24 protein-coding genes are annotated in these 23,805 nt (G+C 61.1%); 10 read left to right on the forward strand and 14 right to left on the reverse strand.

Features of this window, described 5'->3' with window-relative positions; all coding sequences use genetic code 11:
- Positions 1-26 precede the first annotated feature (26 nt).
- On the reverse strand, positions 27-1,622 hold the full coding sequence (gene ggt / locus CLV41_RS07820; RefSeq protein WP_103222008.1) for a gamma-glutamyltransferase: 1,596 nt from the start codon (positions 1,620-1,622) through the stop codon (positions 27-29).
- Positions 1,623-1,747: 125 nt separating this feature from the next.
- Between ggt and CLV41_RS07825 the strand changes: the two genes are divergently transcribed.
- Positions 1,748-2,179, forward strand: a complete 432-nt coding sequence (locus CLV41_RS07825) for a GlcG/HbpS family heme-binding protein (protein ID WP_103221760.1) — start codon at positions 1,748-1,750, stop codon at positions 2,177-2,179.
- Positions 2,180-2,291: 112 nt separating this feature from the next.
- On the opposite strand, the gene phaR is transcribed toward CLV41_RS07825, so the two are convergent.
- The gene (phaR, locus tag CLV41_RS07830) at positions 2,292-2,879 is read right to left on the reverse strand and encodes a polyhydroxyalkanoate synthesis repressor PhaR (RefSeq protein WP_103221761.1); all 588 of its coding nucleotides are present in this window, start codon (positions 2,877-2,879) and stop codon (positions 2,292-2,294) included.
- Positions 2,880-3,176: 297 nt separating this feature from the next.
- Between phaR and CLV41_RS07835 the strand changes: the two genes are divergently transcribed.
- The 3 genes from CLV41_RS07835 (at position 3,177) to CLV41_RS07845 (ending at position 6,232) form a co-directional block, all read left to right on the forward strand.
- Positions 3,177-4,358: an acetyl-CoA C-acetyltransferase gene (locus tag CLV41_RS07835; protein ID WP_103221762.1), complete on the forward strand. Its 1,182-nt coding sequence runs from the start codon at positions 3,177-3,179 to the stop codon at positions 4,356-4,358.
- A gap of 304 nt (positions 4,359-4,662) precedes the next feature.
- Positions 4,663-5,391, forward strand: a complete 729-nt coding sequence (gene phbB, locus CLV41_RS07840; protein WP_103221763.1) for an acetoacetyl-CoA reductase — start codon at positions 4,663-4,665, stop codon at positions 5,389-5,391.
- 199 nt (positions 5,392-5,590) lie between these two features.
- Entirely contained in the window at positions 5,591-6,232 is a 642-nt protein-coding gene (locus CLV41_RS07845; protein ID WP_103221764.1) for a septation protein A, read from the forward strand.
- A 57-nt stretch (positions 6,233-6,289) separates the two neighbouring features.
- On the opposite strand, the gene CLV41_RS07850 is transcribed toward CLV41_RS07845, so the two are convergent.
- The 4 genes from CLV41_RS07850 to CLV41_RS07865 form a co-directional block, all read right to left on the reverse strand.
- A complete protein-coding gene (locus tag CLV41_RS07850) occupies positions 6,290-6,712 on the reverse strand; it encodes a hypothetical protein (RefSeq protein WP_103221765.1) in 423 nt (140 codons plus the stop codon).
- Between the two features lie 213 nt (positions 6,713-6,925).
- Positions 6,926-7,111, reverse strand: a complete 186-nt coding sequence (gene rpmF, locus CLV41_RS07855; protein WP_068408258.1) for a 50S ribosomal protein L32 — start codon at positions 7,109-7,111, stop codon at positions 6,926-6,928.
- Positions 7,112-7,289: 178 nt separating this feature from the next.
- Positions 7,290-8,027 (reverse strand): monofunctional biosynthetic peptidoglycan transglycosylase, encoded by a 738-nt coding sequence (mtgA, locus tag CLV41_RS07860; RefSeq protein ID WP_103221766.1) that lies wholly within the window; start codon positions 8,025-8,027, stop codon positions 7,290-7,292.
- 142 nt (positions 8,028-8,169) lie between these two features.
- On the reverse strand, positions 8,170-9,390 hold the full coding sequence (locus CLV41_RS07865) for an SAM-dependent methyltransferase (protein ID WP_103221767.1): 1,221 nt from the start codon (positions 9,388-9,390) through the stop codon (positions 8,170-8,172).
- A 340-nt stretch (positions 9,391-9,730) separates the two neighbouring features.
- Here CLV41_RS07865 and CLV41_RS07875 point away from each other — a divergent pair, with 340 nt between their 5' ends.
- The gene (locus CLV41_RS07875; protein WP_408013649.1) at positions 9,731-10,636 is read left to right on the forward strand and encodes a polyprenyl synthetase family protein; all 906 of its coding nucleotides are present in this window, start codon (positions 9,731-9,733) and stop codon (positions 10,634-10,636) included.
- A 7-nt stretch (positions 10,637-10,643) separates the two neighbouring features.
- Here CLV41_RS07875 and CLV41_RS07880 read toward each other — a convergent pair whose 3' ends face one another.
- Genes CLV41_RS07880 through CLV41_RS07890 form a run of 3 tightly spaced genes read right to left on the reverse strand, consistent with a single transcriptional unit; the run spans position 10,644 to position 13,613 of the window.
- A complete protein-coding gene (locus CLV41_RS07880) occupies positions 10,644-11,567 on the reverse strand; it encodes a prephenate/arogenate dehydrogenase family protein (protein ID WP_103221770.1) in 924 nt (307 codons plus the stop codon).
- A 22-nt stretch (positions 11,568-11,589) separates the two neighbouring features.
- A complete protein-coding gene (gene hisC / locus CLV41_RS07885) occupies positions 11,590-12,726 on the reverse strand; it encodes a histidinol-phosphate transaminase (protein ID WP_103221771.1) in 1,137 nt (378 codons plus the stop codon).
- The gene (locus tag CLV41_RS07890) at positions 12,723-13,613 is read right to left on the reverse strand and encodes a chorismate mutase (protein ID WP_208987368.1); all 891 of its coding nucleotides are present in this window, start codon (positions 13,611-13,613) and stop codon (positions 12,723-12,725) included. Before CLV41_RS07890 ends, hisC begins: the two co-directional genes overlap by 4 nt.
- A 198-nt stretch (positions 13,614-13,811) precedes the next feature.
- On the opposite strand from CLV41_RS07890, the gene metX reads away from it, so the two are divergent.
- Both metX and metW read left to right on the forward strand, forming a co-directional pair.
- Entirely contained in the window at positions 13,812-15,026 is a 1,215-nt protein-coding gene (gene metX, locus CLV41_RS07895) for a homoserine O-acetyltransferase MetX (protein ID WP_103221773.1), read from the forward strand.
- Positions 15,023-15,655 (forward strand): methionine biosynthesis protein MetW, encoded by a 633-nt coding sequence (gene metW / locus CLV41_RS07900; RefSeq protein ID WP_103221774.1) that lies wholly within the window; start codon positions 15,023-15,025, stop codon positions 15,653-15,655. The genes metX and metW overlap by 4 nt, the downstream gene beginning before the upstream one ends.
- A 60-nt stretch (positions 15,656-15,715) precedes the next feature.
- On the opposite strand, the gene CLV41_RS07905 is transcribed toward metW, so the two are convergent.
- On the reverse strand, positions 15,716-16,528 hold the full coding sequence (locus tag CLV41_RS07905) for a class I SAM-dependent methyltransferase (RefSeq protein ID WP_103221775.1): 813 nt from the start codon (positions 16,526-16,528) through the stop codon (positions 15,716-15,718).
- A gap of 146 nt (positions 16,529-16,674) precedes the next feature.
- On the opposite strand from CLV41_RS07905, the gene gloB reads away from it, so the two are divergent.
- The 3 genes from gloB (at position 16,675) to CLV41_RS07920 (ending at position 18,290) form a co-directional block, all read left to right on the forward strand.
- Complete coding sequence (gloB, locus tag CLV41_RS07910; RefSeq protein ID WP_103221776.1) at positions 16,675-17,457, forward strand: hydroxyacylglutathione hydrolase; 783 nt, start codon at positions 16,675-16,677, stop codon at positions 17,455-17,457.
- A gap of 118 nt (positions 17,458-17,575) precedes the next feature.
- Positions 17,576-17,791, forward strand: coding sequence for a hypothetical protein (locus tag CLV41_RS07915; protein WP_103221777.1), 216 nt, complete (start codon positions 17,576-17,578; stop codon positions 17,789-17,791).
- A 55-nt stretch (positions 17,792-17,846) separates the two neighbouring features.
- Positions 17,847-18,290 carry a cupin domain-containing protein gene (locus tag CLV41_RS07920; protein WP_103221778.1) on the forward strand — a complete coding sequence of 148 codons (444 nt, stop codon included), beginning with the start codon at positions 17,847-17,849 and terminating at the stop codon, positions 18,288-18,290.
- Positions 18,291-18,753: 463 nt separating this feature from the next.
- On the opposite strand, the gene CLV41_RS07925 is transcribed toward CLV41_RS07920, so the two are convergent.
- From CLV41_RS07925 to dapF, 4 genes are all read right to left on the reverse strand, one after another.
- Positions 18,754-20,181, reverse strand: coding sequence for a mechanosensitive ion channel family protein (locus tag CLV41_RS07925; protein ID WP_235867091.1), 1,428 nt, complete (start codon positions 20,179-20,181; stop codon positions 18,754-18,756).
- 80 nt (positions 20,182-20,261) lie between these two features.
- Positions 20,262-21,551, reverse strand: a complete 1,290-nt coding sequence (gene ftsY, locus CLV41_RS07930) for a signal recognition particle-docking protein FtsY (RefSeq protein ID WP_103221779.1) — start codon at positions 21,549-21,551, stop codon at positions 20,262-20,264.
- Positions 21,552-21,581: 30 nt separating this feature from the next.
- Positions 21,582-22,850: a tRNA (N(6)-L-threonylcarbamoyladenosine(37)-C(2))-methylthiotransferase MtaB gene (gene mtaB / locus CLV41_RS07935; protein ID WP_103221780.1), complete on the reverse strand. Its 1,269-nt coding sequence runs from the start codon at positions 22,848-22,850 to the stop codon at positions 21,582-21,584.
- Positions 22,847-23,761, reverse strand: coding sequence for a diaminopimelate epimerase (gene dapF / locus CLV41_RS07940; protein ID WP_103221781.1), 915 nt, complete (start codon positions 23,759-23,761; stop codon positions 22,847-22,849). The genes mtaB and dapF overlap by 4 nt, the downstream gene beginning before the upstream one ends.
- Positions 23,762-23,805: the final 44 nt, after the last annotated feature.

Genomic DNA, 23,805 nt, shown 5'->3' on the forward strand with positions numbered 1-23,805 from the left:
GCGGATGGGCACAGATGGCCGGCCGGTCAATACCCGGCCGCGTGCCCGTCCTTGCGCGGATCGGACCCGGCCGTCAGCAGGCGGCGGGTCTTGTCGATCATGATCGCCTGGCTGCCGCCGATCGGCTCGTGCGCCTGAACGACGGAGTGTCCCAGCGCTTTCAGACCGTCGAGCGTCGAGGACGGTATTCGTTTTTCCGCCTCCAGTTCATGGCTGTCCATGTTGAAGAACATGCGCGGGAAATCGATCGCCGCCTGCACATCCATGCCGTAGTCGATGATGTTGGTCAGCACATGAGCGTGGCCGCAGGCCTGGTACTGACCGCCCATCACGCCGAAGGACAACCACGGTGCGCCGCCTTTCAGCACCATCGCCGGAATGATCGTGTGCATTGGCCGCTTGCCGCCGTCGATCGAATTCGCATGGCCCGGCTCCACCTTGAAGGACTTCCCCCGGCAATGCAGCAGGACGCCGCTGTCCGGCGCGACAATGCCGCTGCCGAAGCTGCTGAACAGCGAGTTGATGAAGGAGACCGCCAGGCCGTCCTTGTCCACCACGGTGAGATAGACCGTATCGGTCTGCGGCGCCAGATGAGCATGAGGAACGGATGTCATCCGCCCGCCGGTGGAGATCTGCTTCGCCAGCCGGTCAAGATAGTCTTCGCCGATCAGATGGGAATGGCAGACATCCATGTAACCCGGATCGGTGACGAACCTGTCGCGCACCCCATAGGCAAGCCGGGCTGCCTCCATTTCCAGGTGGAAGCGTTCCGCTCCGATGGGATCCAGCTTCTCCAGATCGAACCGCTCCAGAAGACCGAGCATGACCAGCGCGATGATGCCCTGGCCATTGGGTGGCAACTCGGCGACCGTGTGCCCCTTGTAGTCGCGCAGCACCGGCGAAACCGCCGTCGTGTGACAGGCTGCCAGATCGTCATGGGTCATCAGTCCGCCCCGGGAGCGAAGGGTGGCGACGATGTCGTCGGCGATGTCCCCGCCATAGAACGCGTCGGCGCCGCCTTCGGCGATTTTCTCCAGCGTATTGGCCAGGTGCGGATATTTCAGGATCGTTCCGGCTTTCGGCGCTTTGCCGTCAACCAGGTATCTGGCGGCCGACAGCGGATCGCCTGCGAGTTTGTCTATATCTTCCACCCAGTCATGGGCGACGCGCGGAGCGACCGGAAAACCCTCGCGGGCATAACGGACGGCGCGGCCGAACAGGGATTTGAAATCCCGCGTGCCATGGGCCTTGAGCAGGGTTTCCCAGGCCCGGATAGCCCCGGGAACCGTCACCGCGTGGGGCGAGGTATCGGTGATTTGCGATATTCCGAGTTCGGACAGTTTTTGCGGCGTCGCTGCACGCGGTGCCGCTCCGGAGCCGTTGAAACCGGTCAGGCGGCCATCGGGTTCCATGACGATTGCGAAACAATCGCCGCCGATACCGGTCATATGCGGTTCGACGACACACTGCACCGCAACGGCGGCGATGGCTGCATCCACCGCGTTGCCTCCGCCCTGAAGAACTTCAAGCGCCGCGCTCGTCGCCAGGGGATGCGACGTGGACGCCATCGCTTCCCGCGCATGGACCGGAGACCGGCCCGGTGCCTGAAAATCGCGATTCACTGAATTCCTCCTGTCGATCTTTTCCGTTTTGCGCAAATTGCTTGTCGGCGAATACGCCTATTCTGCAACGCGCGATTCTGGTAGCAAACCTTCATTGCGGCAGCACCTTAAGGAGAAGCGGCGAAATGCGCAAACTCACTCTTTCAACAGCAGAGACAATCACTTCCGCCGCGTTTGAAAAAGCCGCGGAGCTGAAATTGAAGCCCCTGACGGTCGCGGTCCTGGACGCCGGCGGGCACACCATCATCCTCAAGCGTCAGGACGGTTCTTCGATCATGCGTCCGCAGATCGCCTCCGGCAAGGCGATCGGTGCGCTGGCCGTCGGAACAGGAACGAGATGGTTGAATGCCAATGCGGAGTCACGGCCGCATTTTGTCAACGCCCTGAACGGTGTTTCCGGAGGCGCCATCGTTCCGGTGCCCGGCGGCGTACTGATCAGGAATGCGGATGGTGAAACGCTCGGCGCCGTCGGCATCACCGGCGACACCTCGGACAATGACGAAGCCTGCGCGGTTGCCGGTATCGAGGCGGTGAAGCTCGTTCCGGACTGCGGCTAAATCATCCCGGGTTCGGTTGAACGCCCCTAATTGAGCGCGCTCAACCGGTATTCGGCTCAAGGCCGGAGGTGCGTTCGGGTCGGCGTCAAACCGGGTCTGTGACCCGGACGTATCAGGGTTTGTCGGAAAGCTGACTGATCTTCTTCTGCATTTCCTCAAGCTGGCGCTTCATATCGTCGAGATCCGAAGCACCCGCCTTGCCGGACTTTGCCTCGTCGGACGAAGTTTCCGAAGGCGCCCCCCCCTCACCGACCGGGAACGGCATGAACATTTTCATGGCCCGCTCGAAGATCTCCGTGTTGCGCTTGACCTGATCCTCGATGGCATCGAAGGCGGTAGCCCCGAACGCTCCGCTCATCTGTCCGCGCAGCTTTTCCTGTTCGTTCGTAAGCGACGTCATCGAATATTCCAGAAAGCTCGGCACGATTCCCTGCATGCTGTCGCCGTAAAAGCGGATCAACTGGCGCAGGAACGTCACCGGAAGCAGGTTCTGCCCCTTGCCTTCCTGCTCGAAAATGATCTGTGTCAGGACGGACCGGGTGATGTCGTCGCCGCTTTTCGCATCGAAGACCACAAAGTCCTCTTCGCCCTTCACCATCACCGCCAGATCCTCAAGCGTCACATAGGTGCTGGTGCCCGTATTGTAGAGCCTCCGGTTGGCGTATTTCTTGATGATTGTCGGCTCGCTGGTTTTAGCCATTCGTCACTTCCGCCTGTCAGCCTTACGGCTCGTTTCCCATTTGACGACAAGACCTTCGCCGTTCTGCCGTCACCTCCGTACCTGAGACTAAGCCAATCATATCGGATCGTGCCACTCTTTTTATAGACGCCACCAAAAGGATGATGCCGCGAATGCGAAAACAGCCCGCCGATAAGGGGTGTTACGGTTGACACGAATGCTACTGCGGTTTCTAGTCCATCCATCGTCAAGGGTCCCAAGTTTCCGTAGAGCCAACAGCCTGCTACGGCCAATCGACCTCAAGTCCTGGAGAGTATGATGAGCGCTTCCACCGATATTGTCATTGTCAGCGCGACCCGCACGCCTGTCGGGTCCTTCAATGGAGCTTTTGCCAACACACCGGCGCATGATCTGGGCGCCCTCGTCATGAAGGCCGCCCTGGAAAAGGCCGGCGTGGAGGCGGGCGACATCGACGAAGTCGTCTTTGGCCAGGTGCTGACCGCGGGGCAGGGCCAGAACCCGGCACGCCAGGCCGCCATCAATGCCGGCATCCCCGACAGCGCCACCGCATGGACCCTCAACCAGGTGTGCGGGTCCGGCCTGCGCACCGTCGCCATCGCCGCGCAGCAGATCATGGCCGGCGACGCCACGATCATGATGGCCGGCGGCCAGGAAAGCATGTCGCTGTCCCCGCACTGCGCCCATATGCGCGCGGGTTACAAGATGGGCGACTACAAGATGATCGACACCATGATCAAGGACGGCCTCTGGGATGCCTTCAACGGCTACCACATGGGTCAGACCGCCGAGAATGTCGCCCAGAAATGGCAGATCAGCCGCGAGCAGCAGGACGAATTCGCCGTCGCATCCCAGAACAAGGCCGAGGCCGCGCAAAAGGCCGGCAGGTTCAAGGATGAGATTACACCGGTCACGGTGACCGAACGCAGGGCCGAGCGTGTGGTCGAGGACGACGAGTATATCCGTCACGGCGCCACGCTCGAAAGCGTTGCCAAGCTGCGCCCGGCCTTCACCAAGGACGGCTCGGTCACCGCGGCGAACGCTTCCGGCCTCAATGACGGCGCCGCCGCCCTGGTGGTCATGAGCGCGGCGGAAGCGGAAAAGCGCGGCCTGACCCCGCTCGCCCGCATCGCGTCCTGGGCAACCGCGGGCGTCGACCCGGCAATCATGGGCTCCGGCCCGATCCCGTCTTCCCGCAAGGCACTGGAAAAGGCCGGCTGGTCCGCCGCCGATCTTGACCTTGTCGAGGCCAACGAAGCCTTCGCCGCCCAGGCCTGTGCCGTCAACAAGGACATGGGCTGGAACCCGGACGTCGTCAACGTCAATGGCGGCGCGATCGCCATCGGCCATCCGATCGGCGCTTCCGGCGCCCGCATCCTCACAACTCTGCTGCACGAGATGGTCCGGCGCGACGCCAGGAAAGGCCTCGCCACCCTGTGCATCGGTGGCGGCATGGGCGTCGCCATGTGCCTGGAACGATAATTGCTGGAGCATCCTGCGTTCAACTAACGCTCATGAGATGCTCTATCGTTTCAAGATCGATCAGCTTTTGGACGTTCGCTGATCCGGTTGACCTGGATCATGGCCGGTTACCCACCGGCCATGGCTCAACAACAGAAGTCAGGCAAAACCTGACCGCCAAGCACTGACCGCTATCCACAAACGCGGTCAGGCAGCTCGAAAAGACTAAAACCGATCAGCTTTCCGCTTTCATGTGGCTGCACATGAAAGCAGGTTGGTCAGAGAGCCCGAAGGGGCCGGAACCGGAAGTTGAGGAGGAAGGGGAATGAGCAAGGTCGCATTGGTCACTGGTGGGACACGGGGCATCGGCGAAGCGATTTCGCGCGGTCTGAAGGACGCAGGTTACACTGTGGCGGCCACCTATGCCGGCAATACCGAAAAAGCGGAGGCCTTCAAGGCCGAAACCGGCATTCACGTTTACAAATGGGATGTTTGCGATCCTGAAGCCTGCGCCGCCGGCGTGGCCCGGGTGGAAGAAGAGCTGGGCCCGGTCGAGGTTCTCGTCAACAATGCCGGCATCACCCGCGACGGCATGTTCCACAAGATGGATTTCGATCAGTGGCGCGCGGTGCTGTCGACCAACCTCGACTCCATGTTCACCATGACACATCCGGTGATCAACGGCATGCGCGGCCGCAGCGCGGGGCGCATCATCAACATCTCGTCCATCAACGGCCAGAAGGGTCAGATGGGCCAGACCAACTATTCCGCCGCCAAGGCCGGCGTCATCGGCTTCACCAAGGCGCTGGCGCAGGAAAACGCCTTTAAGGGCATCACCGTCAACTGCATCTGCCCGGGCTACATCAACACCGAAATGGTCGCGGCCATGCCGGAAAAGGTGCTGGAATCGATCGTCGCCAACATCCCGGTCGGCCGTCTCGGCCATCCGGAGGAAATCGCCCAGACAGTCGTCTATCTTGCCTCCGACAGTGCCGCCTTCATGACCGGCTCGGTGCTCACGATCAACGGTGGCCAGTACATCGCCAACGGTTGAACCAACGCACTTCAGGCAAGGTCCCCTGCTTGGAAAGGCGTCCGCTTCGGGCGCCTTTTCATTTACGGGAGCGAAACTCCTGGCCTGCCGGCGGAAAGGCGGTTCCTCCGCCTGTAACGAACCCGCAAAGCTTGACCCCGGCACCTGGCATCACCTATGTCCGGTGCATTGCAAGCCAGCAACGGGATGAGACACCGAGATGGAATTCGAACACGGCCCGAACGATCCGACCCGCAAGGAAATATCGCCGCTCTTGAAACTGGCGCTGGAGCTCGGTCCGCTTGGCGTGTTCTTCCTGTTCAATGCCAGGGGGGAACAGATCGCGGCCGCGTTTCCCGCGCTGCAGGCGGTCGGCAAGCCGATCTTTCTGGCGACCGCCGCCTTCATGGTGGCCATCACCGTCTCGCTGATAGTGTCGCTGTGGCTGACCAGGCGCCTGCCGATCATGCCGCTGGTGTCCGGTGTCGTCGTGCTGGTCTTCGGTGCCCTGACGCTGTGGCTGCATGACGATCTGTTCATCAAACTGAAGCCGACCATCGTCAATTGCCTGTTCGGCTCCATTCTTCTGGGCGGCCTGCTGTTCGGCAAGGCATTGCTCGGCTACGTCTTCGACAGCGCCTTCCAGCTGACCGACGAGGGCTGGCGCAAGCTGACTTTCCGCTGGGGCGTGTTCTTTTTCGTATTGGCCGCGATCAACGAAATTGTCTGGCGCAGCTTCTCGACCGATTTCTGGGTCAGCTTCAAGGTCTTCGGCATCCTGCCGATCACTCTCCTCTTCACGCTGACGCAACTGCCTCTGATCCAGAAACACGCAATCCCGGATAAACCCGGCGACGCTTGAAGCGGTCGTCCCCTGTGCGATTTTTCAACTGAGTGCGCGTGACGCGCAGTCGGGCTCTTAATGCATGTCCCCGTGCCCGAAGGACACGTCCCGGCGGGCACCGGTGATGGAGATGGAAAAGCCGGCGATCACGTCGATCAGGGCAATCGCCATCAGGATGAAGAAGACCGATGTCGCTCCTTCTTGCACCACCAGGAATTCCACCAGATAGGCGACAAACACCAGAACCGAGAACATGTGGTCGAGCAGCGCAGTCGTACCGATGCGCGTTGCTTTCAGGATTTCTATGAACAGAAAGAACAGGCCGGCGGTAATAAGCAGGTCGCTTGCCAGAAGCTCGAATGTCGTGCCGGAGACCATCGCGATACTGATCACCGGCCGGGCCCAGAAGGCAGGATCGGCTGCGCCCGCCGTGAAGGCAAAGGCGTTGTAGATCAGAAGTGCGAACAGCGTGAAAGGAATGGCGGAGAAAAGGCGCATGCGGCGGCTCCCGGAATGAACGGACCCGGATTGGGTGGAACGCCGGGAGCTGACACGATCTTGAGGGCCAATTCAAGACGCTCCTCCATTCTAAAGTCGGAGGGAACGCTCATGTTGCAGCGCTCCGGACAAGAAAAAGGCCGGCCTGTCGAACAAGCCAGCCTCAATCCTGTTTTGCCATGCGGCGATCCGGCTCGAAAGCAAATCGGGGCTTTACGCCTCTTCTTTTGCAGTCAGGATCTGACGGCCCCGGTACATGCCGGTCTTCAGGTCAACGTGATGCGGACGGCGAAGTTCGCCCGAATCCTTGTCCTCGACGTAAGTCGGCTGCTTCAGGGCGTCCGTGGAACGACGAAAACCGCGCTTGGAACGCGACGTTTTTCTCTTTGGAACGGCCATTTTATTTTCTCCGTGGTCCATAACCGCGCGGCCCGGACCGGGTTGCCCGGGGCGTGGTAGCACGCAACGTGTTGGAATGGGCGGCGTTATACAGGCAACGCCGGTGTTTTGCCACCCCAAAGACGAAAAATTCTTTTTCCCAAGGAAACAAGCCGTTTCGCGGGGCAAAACCTTTGTCCTATTTCCCCAGAACACACCCGAAAATAGGGCCCGCCGCGTTGACCCTGGCAAGATTGGTCGCGGCCAGCCGCCGGTGTCCGGGTGCCGGTTTCGCGGGGTTGCGGGCAAGCGGATTGGGAAGCGCCGTGGCAAGGCGGGCCGCCTCCGTCCGCGTGAGGTCCCTTGCCGGTTTGCCGAACCAGGCCTGGGCCGCGGCCTCCGCGCCGAAGACACCTTCGCCCCACTCGGCGATGTTCAGATAGATTTCCAGGACACGCTTCTTGGAAAGAATGGCATTGATCATCACCGCCAACGGGAGTTCCAGAGCCTTGCGGAAATAGGAGCGGTCGCCCCACAGGAACAGGTTTTTCGCCGTCTGCATGGTGAGAGTGCTGGCACCGCGCGGTTTTTCCCCGTCACTCAGGGCCTCCACCTGATCCTGCAGCGCGTCCCATTCCACCCCGTGGTTTTCACAAAAGCCGCTGTCCTCGGAGGTAATCACGGACTTGATCAGGTTGGGCGATATCTCCCCCAGAGGCACCCATTGCCGGTCGACCCAGAGAAACTGGACATAGCGGCCGATCATCAGCGTGCTCACCGGCGGCACCACCGAATAGATGACGGTCAGTACGGGCGGCAGAAAGATCAGAACGAGCAGCACCTGAAAGATACGCTTGCGAACAACGCGCCAGAAACCTGCCTTCCGGGATCTTTTACCGGTGCCGGATGTCCCTCCCGGCGTGGGTCTGGGCGGCATCTCCTACAGCCCCTTCGGCCCGGCTGATACAGATGTTGCTGCCGGAGCACCCCGTCCGAGGTTTCCTGCCGCGCCACACCGATGGGCCGCACCGCCTTCCGCCCTGACCGGCGGGACATGTGGTGAGTGCGGGGCATGCAGGTTACACCTTGCCATTCAGTTTCCGTTCGTTGTCGACCATGAAGTCCCGGACGACCGGAACCGCATCCAGCTCTTTCGACAGAAGAAGCTGGAAGACCATGTTTGAGCCGTGCAGGAACCCCAATTCGACGGCACTCAGGTAAAACTCCCACATTCTGCAGAAATTTTCATCATAAAGCCCCGCGACCACGTCCCGCTTCTCCTGGAAACGCTGCCGCCAGTCACGAATGGTGTAGTAATAGTGCAGCCGCAGGATTTCCGCATCGCAGACCCATAACCCGATCCGCTCGGTGGACGCAAAAACTTCCGACAAGGCGGGGACATACCCACCGGGAAAAATGTATTTGCTGATGAAAGGGCCTGTGATCCCCGGAGGGGTCATGCGTCCAATGGAATGGATGACGGCATATCCGCGCCCGGTCAGGCAATCGCGCACCTTGCCGAAATATGCGTCGAGCTGACCCATCCCGACATGTTCCATCATTCCGACGGAAATGATCCGGTCGAACCGGCCTTCGAATTCCCGGTAATCCTTCAGGACGAAGGTGACCCTGTCTTCCAGGCCCGCTTCCTTCACGCGTGCCTCGGCAACCTTCACCTGTTCCGGAGACACATTGAGGGATGTCACGCGCGCGCCGGCCTGCGCCATGCGAATGGCCAGCGATCCCCAGCCGCCGCCGATCTCCAGGACCTTCATGTCCGGTTCCAGGTTCAGTTTGGCGACCAGATGGGTCAGTTTCGCCGCCTGGGCGGTTTCCAGGCTGTCCTGCGGATCGGTGTAATAGGCGCAGCTGTAGTTCAGGCCCTCGTCGAGAAACAGCCGGTAAAGCTCGGTTGAGAGGTCGTAGTGACGCCGGGCCTGTTCTTTCGCCCGCTCGACCCCGTTCAGATGCAGATACCGTCTGAGCGCCTCCCAGTGCACGGGAAGCAGCTTTCCCAAAGGATGAGTTTCGACGGGATCCTCATTGATGAAAACCAGGTGCAGGAGATCGTAGCAGGTAGACCCTTCCTCCAGGGTAAGCGAGCCATCCATATAGCCTTCCGCCGCCGCGAGCTCGGGATTGAAAAAAAGCGCGCGGTGGAGCTTTTTATCGTGAAGCCGGATGGTTACAATCGGGCCGTCTTCTCCGGAGCCGAATTCATGGAGCACACCGGATGCGTCATAAACGCGTAGCCGGCCACGTTTGATAACGGACCGAAGGAGTTTCGACAGCAGTCTCATGAGACAAGTCTCCAAAAAAGAAAGCAACGGCTTAAAATTGCTAAGTAATCTAAACACTGTCAAATATTGCGGTAATCGCCCTGACGACACCGGGCTTGGATTCAAGCCGGATCGTGCCCCGAGACAGGTGTCCAGAGACCTCTTGAGAGAGCGGGACAAGGCCCGTCAATCTGGCTCTGACGTTAGGTTCTTATTGGTGTGGCGATCCGGTTCGCGGCTGCGCGATCCCTTGAAAGAAAGCTCCGTCCTGCGCTTTTGCTTCCAGACCCTGAGCGATGCGTGATCAAACCGCGGCTAAATCCTTCATTTCACCAGTCTCTGATTCGCTCTGGAGCCCTTCGTGACCTTTGAATTGCAGCAGCATCTCGCCGTGCAGGCAGGGAATGTGGAGACTGTTCTCGACCGTTTGACGAGCGCTGCCGCGTTGAGCGGGGAGACCGTGCGACCGCCGCGCCTTCTCGCCGCCATGCGCCACGGCGCCCTGAACGGTGGCAAACGCCTGCGTCCGGTCCTTGTGCTGGAAGCGGCAAGGCTGTTCGGGCGGGACGATGCCGGTGTGCTGCAGGCCGCCTGCGCTCTTGAGCTTGTTCACTGCTATTCGCTGGTTCACGACGACCTGCCGGCAATGGATGACGACGACCTGCGTCGCGGTCAGCCGACAGTTCACAAGGCCTATGACGAGGCGGCAGCGATCCTGGCCGGTGACGCGCTGCTGACACTGGCCTTTGACGTGCTCTGCGAGGACATCGTCCATGCCGATCCGGCGGTGCGCCTGCGCCTTTGCCGGGAACTGTCCCGCGCCGCGGGCATCGGCGGCATGGCCGGCGGCCAGATGCTCGATCTGGACTCCGAGCACCGGGCTCGCTCGGAAGCCGAAATCCGGCAATTGCAGTCCATGAAAACCGGCGCCCTGTTACGCCACGCCTGCCGGGCGGGCGCGATACTCGCCGATGCCCCGGAAACGGATGTCGACCGCCTGACCCGGTTCGGAGAACTGATCGGTCTCGCCTTCCAGCTCGCCGACGATCTTCTGGATGTCGAGGCAAGCCCGGAAACCATGGGCAAGGCCACCGGCAAGGACGCCGAAGCGGGCAAGGCGACGCTGGTCGGTCTGTGGGGTGCCGGAAAAACACGGCAGGAACTCGCCCGCCTGCTTCAGGAAGCCGAAACCCTGCTGAAACCCTATGGCGCGAAAGCGCGGACCCTGACGGCCATCGCCGAATTCATTGTCAGCCGCACAAACTGAACGCCGGTCAGTCCTTGGCGTGGCGGCCGAAATCGGGTGCGTCGGTTTCCTGGCCTGCTTCGATGATCGATCGTCGGATGCTGCGGGTGCGGGTAAAGAGGTCGAACAGCGTCTGTCCGTCGCCCCAGCGGATGGCCCGCTGCATGGCGGAGAGGTCTTCGGAAAACCGCGACAGCATTTCCAGGATCGCGTCCTTGTTGTGCAGGCAGACATCCCGCCACATGGTCGGATCGGATGCGGCAAGGCGGGTAAAGTCGCGAAAGCCCGACGCGGAATACTTGATCACTTCCGACTTGGTGACAGTTTCCAGATCGTCGGCCGTGCCGACGATGTTGTAGGCGATCAGATGCGGCAGGTGCGAGACGATGGCCAGCACCAGATCGTGGTGTTTGGCGTCCATCTTGTCGACGTCGGAGCCACAGCCGCGCCAGAAGGCGCTGAGTTTTTCCAGCGCCTCGCTATCCACGTTTTCCGGCGGGGTCAGGATGCACCAGCGTTGATCGAACAGCGTGGCAAAACCGGCGTCCGGGCCGGATTCCTCCGTGCCGGCGATCGGGTGCCCGGGGATGAAATGCACGCCGTCCGGCACATGCGGGCTGACTTGCTCCATCACCGAACCCTTGGTCGAGCCGACGTCCGTCAGGATAGCGCCTTTCTTCAGGCCCGGAGCAATCGATTTCGCCACCGATTCATTCGCACCGACCGGCACGCATAAAATCACCAGATCTGCGCCTTCCACCGCGACAGCGGCGTCCAGTGAATAGATGTCCCCCAGATCCAGTTCCTCGGCCCGCCGCAAGGTTTCCGGCGAACGTGTGGAAATCGCGATTTCCCCAACCAGACCACGTTGGCGGGCGACCTGCGCGAGGGAAGAACCGATCAGGCCGATCCCGATCAGGGCCATGCGTTCAAAGAGGGGAGTACCGGTCATAGTGTCTCGTATTGCTTTCAGGCTATCCCAGGAAATCTTTCAGATGCGCAACGACGGTCCGGTTGGCGTCTTCCGAGCCGACGGACATGCGCAGGGCGTTCGGCAGGCCGTAATTGCCGACGAGACGCAACACGCAGCCGCGCTCCAGAAGATAGGCATCCGCATCCACCGCCCGCTTGCCGTCTTCTTCCGGGAAGTGGATCAGCACGAAATTACCGACGCTTGGCGTGACCCTCAAACCAAGCTTCTCCAGCTCGGATGTCAGCCAGGGGAGCCATTTGTCATTGTGATCCACCGAGAGTGCAACGAACTCCCGGTCCCTGACGGCCGCAATGCCCGCCGCGATAGCCACGCTGGAAACATTGAACGGCCCCCGGATGCGGTTTAGCGCGTCGATGACATGCGCCGGGCCGAAACCCCAGCCGAGGCGCAGACTGGCAAGGCCGTAGATCTTCGAAAAGGTCCGGGTCATGAAGACGTTGTCGGCTGTCGCGGCAAGCTCGATCCCGCTTTCATAGTCGTTCCGGCGGACATATTCTCCATAGGCCGCGTCCAGCACCAGCAGCACATCCGCCGGCAGGCCTTCATGCAGGCGCCTGACTTCCTCGAAAGGCAGATAGGTGCCGGTGGGATTGTTCGGGTTGGCGATGAAGACCATCTTCGTCTTGTCCGTCACCCGGGCAAGGATCGCGTCGACATCCGTCGTCAGACCGGTTTCCGGGGCGACCACCGGGGTCGCTCCCGCTGCCCGGATGGCGATGTCGTAAACCAGGAAGCCGTGCTCGCAATAGATTGCCTCATCGCCCGGCCCGAGATAGCCGTAGGCCAGCAGACTGAGAACTTCATCCGATCCGGCGCCGCAGATGATCCGCTCGGGATTGAGCCCGTAGACATCGCCAATGGCCGAGCGCAATTCGGACGCGGAGCCGTCCGGATAGAGTTCCAGATGTCGGGCAACATCCTCGATGGCGGCCCTGGCGGCCGCGCTGGTGCCGAGCGGTGTTTCGTTGGACGAAAGCTTGTGCACGGTCTTGCCGTGCGAGCCCTTGGATTTTCCCGGCACGTAAGCTGCGATATCCAGAACGCCTGCCCTGGGTCTGGGCCTGGGACGCGCTGTCCCGGTTTCTTGAGCTTGTGTCACTGTTGCAATCTCGTTCATTTCCGAACGTCCCCTTCGCCCAACCCGGCATCGTCCTCCGGCTCGAATGTTTCGTCCGGATCGCCGTTGCCGTCGATCGGCGCGGCATATCCGCCGACACGTCTCAAGACCTCCGGTTCGGCGCCCGCCGCGACGCAAGCCTTGAAAACGTCTTCTTCCGGCAGGTCTGCTGAAATCGCAATCAGCGCGTCAACGCCACTCGCGGAGCGGAAGAAACTCAGCACTTCGATGCCCTGATCCATCAGTCTTCCAGGCAGAAGATCCGTCCAGCGCGCGTCATATACGGCAATATCGGCAGTCTCGACAAGACTGTCCGCCTGGGCGAGGACCAGAGCCGGAAGATCCGCGGGCCTTTCGTCCAGAACCAGAAAGGGGAGGCGTGCCCGCACCAGGGCTCCGGCCTCGCTCAGTTCCCGCCACCAGGGCATTTCCGCGCGGTCGGTCAGGGCGACAAGGCCCAGATCGCCCTGTGAGACGGCAACGGCGCCGACGACATCGGCCGCATCGCTGCCGGGAACCAGTTCGACCGAAAACCCGAAGTAGAACCGGGCCAGATCCAGCATGTCGATCAGTTCGGCGCCGCCATCGAGATGCACGGCCGTATCCGACTGAAGACTGGTACAGGCACAGATGATGTCGCGCCAGAGATGCTCCACGGTGACCAGCGGCAGGTCGCCCTCGTGCCGTTCCACCATCTGGCGCATCATGTCCGCATCGCGTTCGGGATGAAACAGAGCGCTTGTTCCGCCTGCGGAAAGGGAGGCGGCGGCGAAACCGGATTCAGCTTGCGCGCGCTCCATCAGAGCGGCGTGGATGCGCGCGTCGATGGCATCGATGCGCGTTCGCAAATCGTCCAGCGCCAGTCCGCTGTCCGGCAATTGAGACATGTGAGGCTCCGGCCTTCTTTTTCGGTTCAGCGGCGCATAGTCATAGGCATGTGATCGCTCAAACGCAAAAGAAAACATTGACTCAGGCGACTTCGCGCGGCTAGGTCGCCAGTCTGGCTGGCGCACCTGTCAGGCCCGAATCTTTGCAATCGGTCAGGAAATTCACCCGGAACGACAAAGAGCAAATTCATAAAAACCATGTCCGCTGATAGAGCCAATTCCGCTGCCACCGAAGATCTCAAGGCGAGCGAAGTCGAAACACCTTCCAGCAAGCTCGTGCGTTTTTCGGCGGACGAAGCGCTGGAGCTGGATTCGGGTGTCAGGCTCGGTCCCTGGCAGATCGCCTACGAGACCTATGGCGAACTGAATGCGGACAAGACCAACGCCGTCGTGGTCTGCCATGCGCTGACCGGCGACCAGTATGCCGCGTCGACCAATCCGGTGACCGGCAAGCCCGGCTGGTGGAGCCTGATGGTCGGTCCGGGCAGGCCGATCGACACAAACCATTATTTCGTCATCTGCGCCAACGTGCTGGGCGGTTGTCTTGGCACGACGGGCCCGGCAACGCTGAACCCGCTGACAGGCGCGCCATACGGACTGGATCTTCCGGTGGTGACGATCCGCGACATGGTCCGCGCCCAGGCACGGCTGCTCGATCATCTGGAGATCGAAACGCTTTTTGCGGTGATCGGCGGCTCCATGGGCGGCATGCAGGTGCTGCAATGGGCGGTGAACTATCCGGAGCGGGTCTTCGCCGCCGTGCCGATTGCCGCGGCCGCCCGCCACACGTCGCAGAACATTGCCTTTCACGAGGTTGGCCGTCAGGCGATCATGGCCGACCCGGACTGGCGCGCCGGCAATTACATCCAGGAAGGCGTCCGCCCGACCAAGGGTCTCGCCATCGCGCGCATGGCCGCTCATGTCACCTACATGTCCGATGAATCCCTGCACCAGAAATTCGGCCGCAACCTTCAGGACCGGGACCACCTGACATTCGGTTTCGACGCAGATTTCCAGATCGAGAGCTACCTGCGCCACCAGGGCATGACCTTTGTCGACCGCTTCGACGCGAATTCCTATCTCTATGTGACCCGCGCAATGGACTATTTCGATCTGGCCCAGGAATTCGGCGGATCGCTGCCGAACGCCTTCAAGGATACCAGGACCCGCTTTTGCGTCATGTCTTTCACCTCCGACTGGCTGTTTCCGACCTCCGAAAGCCGTCAGGTCGTCAAGGCGCTGAACGCCGCCGCCGCGAACGTCTCCTTTGTCGAGATCGAAAGCGACCGCGGGCACGACTCGTTCCTTCTGGACGTGCCTGAAATGTTTCAGACCATCAGCGGCTTCATAACCGGCGCGGCCCGGGCACGCGGCCTTCCGGCTCCCGGTGAAGAGGTGGAGCCCCGGTCATGAACCTTTCCCCGACAAAGACCGGACCCGGTGAAATCCGCGGCGACCACAAGGTGGTGGCCTCGCTGGTGCCGCAAGGCGCCCGTGTGCTCGACATCGGTTCGGAAGACGGTGCGCTGCTCGATCTGCTGACTCGCGACCGGCAGGTGGACGGACGCGGCATTGAGCTTTCCCAGGAAGGTGTCAACCGCTGCGTCGCCCGGGGCCTCTCGGTCATCCAGGGCGACGCGGACACCGACCTTTCCGACTATCCCGACCGGGCCTTCGATGTTGCCATCCTCAGCCAGACCCTGCAGGCGACCCGCGCACCGAAACAGGTGATGAGTGAACTCCTGCGCATCGGTAAGGAAGTGATCGTATCGATCCCGAATTTCGCCCATTGGCGCAACAGGGCGCAGCTCCTGTTTCGCGGCAGCATGCCCGTGACCAAATACCTGCCCTACGAATGGTACGACACGCCGAACATTCATTTCTGTTCGCTAAGGGATTTCGTTGCCCTCTGCCACGAACTGGACGCCGATGTCGAAAAGGCGGTCGCTCTCAGCGGCAAAGGCAACAAGATCCCGATCAACGCCCCCTGGTGGGTCTGGAACATCGTCGCCGAACAGGCTGTCTTTCTGCTGAAGCGGTAACCGGAACGTCTGAACCGAAACCTGTCCAGCCGTCGTTCCCGATCCGCGTTCGGCTTTGCCTCACTTGTCCGTAATGACCTGGGAACCGATGTGCTGCTTTGTCCCGATTGACGGCTGTACGGCCCTCACCGGTTTCAGCCCCGTTGCGACACCTTCGGGAAGGAAGACCGGCCGCAGCACCCTCAGCCGGCTTTTCTTGCCGTCGGCGGGCAGACTCTTGAACACCAGCTTTTCCGCTTCCATGATCAATATGCCACCGAAGGCGGGCCACATCCGGCGGCCGATACCTTCCCAGGTCCGCGCCGCCCGCAGAATGAAGCGAGCCCGGGAAGGCGGCATGAACAGGGCTTCCCTGTCCTCCAGGACATTGAACTGGCAGGTCTTCAGGAGCTCCTTGAGCTGGCTCCCCGAATAGGGGCGTGCGTAGCCGAAGGGCGACAACTCCGACTGCGCCCACAGCCCGCGCCTGTTCGGCACGACGGCGATCAGTCGCCCGCCCGGCGCGAGAACCCGCCACGCCTCCCTCAGCAGAGCGGCCGGATCCGCACAGTGATCCAGCGCATGGACCAGCATGATCCGGTCGAAATAGGCATCTGGAAACGGCAGGGCGTCGTCCTCGACGAGAGTACAGGCGCTGCTGTTCTTTTCCCGGGGCCAGGGAACCGCTCCCTGCGGAGCCGGCATCGCGGCGATCACCCGCTCGGCCTTGTCGAGATAGGGCCGCATGAACGGTCCGGCGTAACCAATGCCCAGAAGGCTCTGACCTTTCAGGTCCGGCCACATTTTACGGATAGGCGTCCCGATCAGGCCCCGCAACAGCCGTCCAAGCGGTAAATCGTAAAAAGCGCGCAGATGGACGACGTCGAGATACATCAGGTCGTGAACCTATGCCCTTCAGGTTACAGCCGGTCGCGATTGAACAGGGAACGGAGCGAAAGCGCAAGCTCTCTTGCCTTGCTCTCAAGCCATCTCTTTGACACTGTAGGTTTCAATCCGCCAATCACTGCAGGAGCCTTTTCATGGCCGTGAGCGACACCACGCAAATCCATCAGTTCACCTGCCTGGACGCTAATTTTGGCGTGCTTGTTCATGATACCGAGAGCGGGACGACCATCGCCTTCGACGTGCCCCATGCCGGCGCCTACGAGCAGGCGCTGGAGGAGAAGGGCTGGAAGCTCACCCACATTCTCATCACTCATCACCATTGGGATCATGTGCAGGGGCTTGGAGAGCTCAAGCAGAAAACCGGTGCGCGGGTGATCGGTCCGGAGCGTTCCCGCCAGAAGATAGCCGAACTCGACCGCACCGTGGAAGACGGAGACGGTGTGCTGTGCGGCCCCTATGAGATCACCGCGATCGCAACACCCGGACACACGCTCGACCAGATTTCCTGGTATATTCCCTCCATCGGGTTCGCCCATACAGGCGACACGTTGTTCTCGCTCGGCTGCGGCCGGGTCTTTGAGGGCGATATGGAAATGATGTGGTCATCCCTTTCCAAGCTGGCCCGAAAACTGCCGGACGACACCGCCATCTACTGCGGCCACGAATATACCGAAGCCAATGCCAGGTTTGCCCTGACCATCGAACCTGAAAATGCCGACCTGAAGGCTCGCGCGCAGGAAGTCGCGGAGTTGCGGTCCAGGAACGCGCCAACGCTGCCGACCACGATGGCACGGGAAAAGGCGGCCAACCCCTTTCTGCGCGCCGCCGAGCCCACCGTGGCCGCGGCACTGGGCATGACAGGCAAATCCGCCGCCGAGATCTTCGCCGAAATCCGCACCCGAAAGGACAACGCCTGACTTTTTCCGATTGTTCACGTCCGGGCCGCGACCCCATCTTTTATTCGACGTAAGCCTTAAAACCCCGGTCTTCGCCCCCATATGCACTGGGGTACGGACTCATGAGGGGGCAGTTACCATGACACCTTCGACCAGCGAAAATCATCTTTCGCGATCTGCCGAACAGCGGGCAAAGGACGTGGTCAGCCGCATCGTCAGCCAGGCTGAATCCATACCGCTCCAGCAGGGCGGCGGACACAAGCTGGACATGCAGTTGCTCTACGAGGAAGTTGTTGCCGCCTTGCGCGAGACCATTGACGATCTTGCCTTTTGCACGGAAACCAAATCCACCTGAGCGGATCGCGACCGGAAGCTCGTTTGCCGTCGAAACTCCGTTTCAAGGACCCCAGATGCCCGCCAGCCCGGAAATGACCGCCGAAGAGGTTAGCGCTCTCCTTCGGATGCAGCCGCATCCCGAAGGCGGCTTTTATGCCGAGACCTTCCGCGACGAGGTGACCGACGAGAGCGGCCGCGCGGCATCGACGCTGATCTATTTCCTGCTGCCGGAAGGCGTGCTGTCCCGTTGGCACAGGGTCGACGCAGTCGAGACCTGGCACTGGTACGCAGGCGCTCCGCTGGAACTCTCAATAAGTCCCGATGGCCGGACAAAACAGATCCTTGCGATCGGCAACGATCTTGCCGCCGGGCAGCGTCCGCAAGGCGTCGTCCCCCGTGACGGCTGGCAGCAGGCGCGCTCGCTGGGGTCCTGGACGCTCGTGGGCTGCACCGTCGCGCCGGGTTTCCGGTTCGAAGGATTTGAAATGGCGCCTGAAGGCTGGGAGCCGGGTAATTAGAGCGTGTCGCGTTTAAGCGGATTCAGGAAGACGCCCGAGGCAGCGTTTGCATTGCAAATGCGTTCGGGCGACTTCCTGAATTCAATTTAACGCGACATACTCTAAGCCCGCCGGACCTCAACATTTCTTTTTTCAGAAAAAATCTTGCTGCCGGGGAACCAATGTCCGGCTGGCACGTTCTCTTTGCGGAACAAGGAGAGAGAAATGCATAACATCATTTATCTCGTCGGCCTCGTAGTCGTCGTCGGCGCGATCCTGTCCTTCATCGGACTGGCCTGATCACGTTGCCCCATACCTGACCCCAAACTCCCAGGCCCCAAGACCGCCGGGCCGGGTGCTGAACAAAAAAATTTCAACGGTTTCCCCCCGACCGTCCAATCAGCATCCGGCCCACAGGTTGTTTCCAGTCGAACCACACATTCACAGACACAACGCAATGCACCTGCGGGCCAGGTAAATACCGCTAGGATTGCGGCGAGTTCGATCCGAATTCCTTAGGCGCTGTATCGTCGAGAAGGTCTTCGGATCCCGACGTCATGCGCTCTTCGTCGATGCGCTTTTCGAGATCCTTGTCGGCACCTGTGTCCTTGGCCTTGCCCATTTTCGCCGTACGCTGTTTCTTCGCTTGCTGTGCCCGACGGGGAGCCGTTCGCTTTTCCGCGTCTTCCCCGGGGCGCGGGACGAAGACATCGCTGTCAAAGCGAAGGCGATAAATCGGCTCCGGCAATGAAAACCCGTTGGTTTCAAGCGCTTGCTTGACCAGCCGCATCGCCTCCGAACGGGCTCTCAGAAAATCGGTTTTGTTCTGGTCGATCCATCCGGCGAATATGAGAAGCACGTTTGAATCCCCAACCCTGTCGATCCAGGCATCCGGCGAAGGGTCTTTCAGTACAAAGTCCTGCAAGGCGATGGTTTCCAGACCGATCTGAAGAGCCTTGTCCAGTTCGCTCTCCGCATCGACGCCAAGTTCGAAGGTGAAGCGGCGCTGGGGGTTCACCGTGTAGTTGATGATCGTGCTCTTGAAGACGATTGCGTTCGGGATGCGAATGTGATTGCCGTCCATTTCCATCAGGATGGTTGCCCGCGAGGTAAGTCTGATCACGATTCCTTCGAAATTTTCGATCTTCACGAAATCCTTGGGGCTGAAGGGTTGCCGGATACTCAGCATGATGCTGGCGATATAATTTTCGACCGTGTCGCGGACCGCGAAACCGACCGCCAGTCCCACGATACCGGCCGCGCCGAGCAACGTTCCGATCACAGCGGTTGCGCCCAGCACGTCGAGCGCGAGAACGATGCCGATGACAAAAAACAATATCCTGATGATCTGTCTGAGCAGATCGGCAATGAAAGCATTCGGCGCCAGCCGGTTCCATGGCCATTGCAGTCCGGCGACCAGATAGCCGGCAAAGCTGACGAGAAACCACAGCACACCTGAAACCAGTACGAGGGGAATGTAATTGAGCGCCTGGAACGCCCGGGCCTGCAGGCGCTCGTATGCGGGAACCAGCCGCTCCTCGAGCGCGGTCTCTTCGCGCAATTCGTTCCTGATGGCGACAACACCGTCGACGCGTCCGGCCAGTTCCCTGGCCTGGTTGGCCAGCGGCGTTTCCGCAACGGTTCCCTGCAGCGTCACAACGCCTGATTTGACGGAAACCGTGATTTTTTCCAGACCTTCCAGCTCTTCGAATATGCCGTGGATGCGGCGCTGAATGGCACGATCGTCAGAAGCATTTGTCTCCGCGGCGATCGTTGCCGGCTGCGTCTCCGATTGTGCGGCGGCTCGTTGCGGAACGGCAGTGAGACAGCACGCCACCACCGCCAGCATGAGCAACTTGCCGACCGCAGTGGTTTCAACACGCCCGGTCGAAAATGCCTTTTCTGAAAGCATCAATTGCAGCTCCTGAACGATCCGCATGACGTTAGCCGAGAACCGGGAGTGGTGCGAGCGCAGACCGCCGATGGAAATCCTCACGCCATGCCGGCGATCGCACCGGCGAAATCCTTCGCGGAAAACGGTTCCAGATCGGCGACACCTTCCCCGACACCGATGAAGTGCACCGGCAGGCCGTGTTTGGCGGCAATCGCCACCAGAATGCCGCCGCGCGCGGTGCCGTCGAGTTTGGTCATCACCAGTCCGGTGACACCGGCGACCTTGCCGAAGATCTCGACCTGATTGAGGGCGTTCTGGCCGGTCGTTGCATCCAGGGTCAGGAGAACCGTGTGCGGGGCGTCCGGATCGAGCTTGCGGATCACGCGGATGACCTTTTCCAGCTCTTCCATCAGTTCGGTCCTGTTCTGCAGACGCCCTGCCGTATCGATCAGGAGAACGTCCATGTCCTTGTCCGCGGCCTCCTTCATGGCGTCATAGGCAAGGCCGGCCGCATCGGAGCCAGTGTCGCGTGCAACGATTTCCGCGCCTGTGCGCCCGGCCCAGATCCTGAGCTGTTCGACGGCGGCCGCGCGGAACGTGTCTCCGGCCGCCATCATCACTTTTTTTCCTTCAGAGCGCAGTTTCTGCGACAGCTTGCCGATGGTGGTGGTCTTGCCGGTGCCGTTCACCCCGACCATCAGCACCACATGAGGCTTTTTTCCGGTGGTGAAATCCAGTGGCCGGGCCACCGGTTCGAGAACCTTCTCCACTTCCTCCGCGAGAACCGCCCGCACGTCCTCTGTCGAGATTTCCTTGTCGAAGCGGCCCACCGACAGTCTTTCCGTGATCGCCATTGCCGTATCCACGCCAAGATCCGCCTGGATCAGGACATCTTCCAGTTCCTCCAGCATGGAGGCATCGAGCTTGCGCTTGGTAAAGATCGACGAAATGCCTTCCGTCAGCGACGAGGAGGACCGGGAAAGGCCCTTCTTCAGCCGCTGCACCCAGGAGGATTTCGGTTCTTCCGTGGCGGGTTCCGGCTCCGGCGCTGCTTCGTCGCTCAGCTCATTTTCCGGCTCATTGTTTGGCTCAGCCACGGGTTCAGGCGCCACATCGGTCGAGACCGGTTCGTCAATGGGGACCGGAACAGGAGGCGGCATGTCCGGCAGACGTCCGAGAGCCGCATCCATCTGGATCGGCCTGAAAGGGTCATTGATCGCGGCGGCCGGCCTGACTTCCATTTCCACGTCGAGTTCGGGTTCATCCCCGGCCGGTTCCGGAGAGGCGGCCTCGGCCGCGGCCGTTTCTGCTACCGTCTCCTCCTGGCCGTCCGGCGTCTCCTTGCCGCCAAAGAGCCGACCCAGAAACCCGCGCTTTTTCTCGCTCATGAAATCGCCTCAAGAATTCGACTCAGCCGCTCAGGCGGCTTTGGAAAGGGCTTCGCCCAGGAGATGGCGTCCGGTATGGCCGATAATCCTGGTTTCCACAATCTGTCCGGCTTGTCCGCCACTCAGTTCAACCTGGGTGAACTGTTCCGTGCGGCCAAGGCCTTCCTTTTCGATCAGCACCGGCCGGATCTTGCCGACCTCGCCCGCCAGATGCCGCGTAAGCGCGTCTTCGCCCTTGGCCCGGAGACGCGCGCCGCGCTCCTTGATGAGACTACGCGGCAGTTGCGGCATCCGTGCGGCAGGTGTGCCCGGGCGCGGGGAGAACGGAAACACATGCAGATGCGTCAGGCCGCATTCATCGACTATCTTCAGGGAATTCTGGAACATTTCCTCGGTTTCCGTCGGGAACCCGGCAATGATATCGGCCCCGAAAACCACATCCGGCCGCACGCGGCGCACATCCTCGCAAAAGCGGATTGTATCGGCGCGCAGATGCCGCCGTTTCATCCGCTTGAGGATCATGTCGTCGCCCGCCTGCAGCGACAGATGGAAATGCGGCATCAGGCGCTCGTCTTCCGCGATCACCCGCATCAGATCGTCATCCGCCTCGATGGAATCGATGGAGGAAAGCCGCAGCCGCTTCAGCTCCGGCACCATTTTCAGGATCTTGGCGCTTAACGTGCCCAGCTTCGGTGTCCCAGGCAGATCGGCGCCATAGGAGGTAATATCGACGCCGGTCAGGACGATCTCGTTGTAGCCGTTGGCGACAAGGCGCGAGATCTGGTCGATCACCACGCCCATCGGCACCGAACGGGAATTTCCGCGGCCGAAGGGAATGATGCAGAAGGTGCAGCGGTGGTCGCAGCCATTCTGCACCTGAACGAAGGCACGGGCTCGCCCGGCCAGTCCGTCGATCAGATGACCCGCCGTCTCCTCGACGCTCATGATGTCGTTGACGCGCACCTTCTCGGTTTCCGAAATGCCGAAGGCGGCAACGTCCTGATAGGACTTGCGCTCCAGCTTTTCCGTGTTGCCGAGCACCAGGTCGACTTCCTCCATCGCGGAGAAGGTTTCCGCCTCGGTCTGGGCGGCGCAGCCCGTCACGATCACCCTGGCCTGCGGATTGTCGCGCCGGGCCCTGCGCACCGCCTGACGCGCCTGACGCACGGCTTCGCTGGTAACCGCGCAGGTGTTGATAAGGATCGCGTCCTTGAGGCCGGCCGCCTCCGCCTCGCGTTTCATGACTTCCGACTCGTAGGAATTGAGCCGGCAGCCGAATGTGACCACGTCGATGCTCATGGAGCGGATCCTGCTGCTTCGGGTGCCCCGTCGCCCGCGGCGGTCCTGCGCCAGGAAAGAGTTTCGAGATCGACCTCGCCTTCGAATTCCACTTCGGTCGGACCGGTCATCAAGACATGACCGTCGGCCTCGCGCCACTCTATCACCAGCGGCCCGCCGGGCAGATGGATCGTGCTCTTGCGGCCGGTCTTGCCGTCACGGGCGGCCGCAACCCCGACGGCACAGGCCGCCGTGCCGCAGGCCAACGTCAGCCCGACACCGCGTTCCCAGACCTTCACGCGGATCTCGTTCTCGTCGAAGACATGCGCAAGCGAGATATTGGCCCCTTCGGGAAAGACCGGATGATGCTCCAGCAGCGGACCGGCCCGTTCAAGGTCATAGGCCTCCACATCGTCCACCCAGAAGATCGCATGGGGATTTCCCATATTGGCAACGGAGGGCGTGTGCAGGATCGGCTCGTCGATCGGACCGATCTGCAGCTCGATCGCCCGCGTGTCGGCGAATTCCTCCGCCAGCGGGATCTGGTCCCACTCAAGGCGCGGCACGCCCATATCCACGGTCACATTGCGTGCTCCGGCGGCATCGAATGCGTGAAGAAGACCGGCGCCTGTCTCGATCGTCACCAGGTCCTTGCCGGTTTCCTCCATCAGCAGGCGGCCGATGCATCTGGTGGCATTGCCGCAGGCCGACACCTCGCCGCCGTCGCGGTTGTGAATGCGCATGAACGCATCGACCCCGAGGGAAGAGCGTTCCACGGTGATCATCTGGTCGAAGCCGATGCCGCTTTCCCGGTCGCCCAGCCCGGCAATCGCCTCCCTGGCCAGACGCAGCGGCTTTTCGCGCGCGTCCCAGACCACGAAATCGTTGCCGAGGCCGTTCATTTTCAAAAAGGGTCTGGTGTCCGACGCCATACCGGGTGCACTTCGTTTCTTGGTTTGTTGGATAGCGAGCCCGC

Origin of the sequence: Roseibium marinum, assembly GCF_002906165.1 — a bacterium.
GTDB classification, from domain to species: domain Bacteria; phylum Pseudomonadota; class Alphaproteobacteria; order Rhizobiales; family Stappiaceae; genus Roseibium; species Roseibium marinum.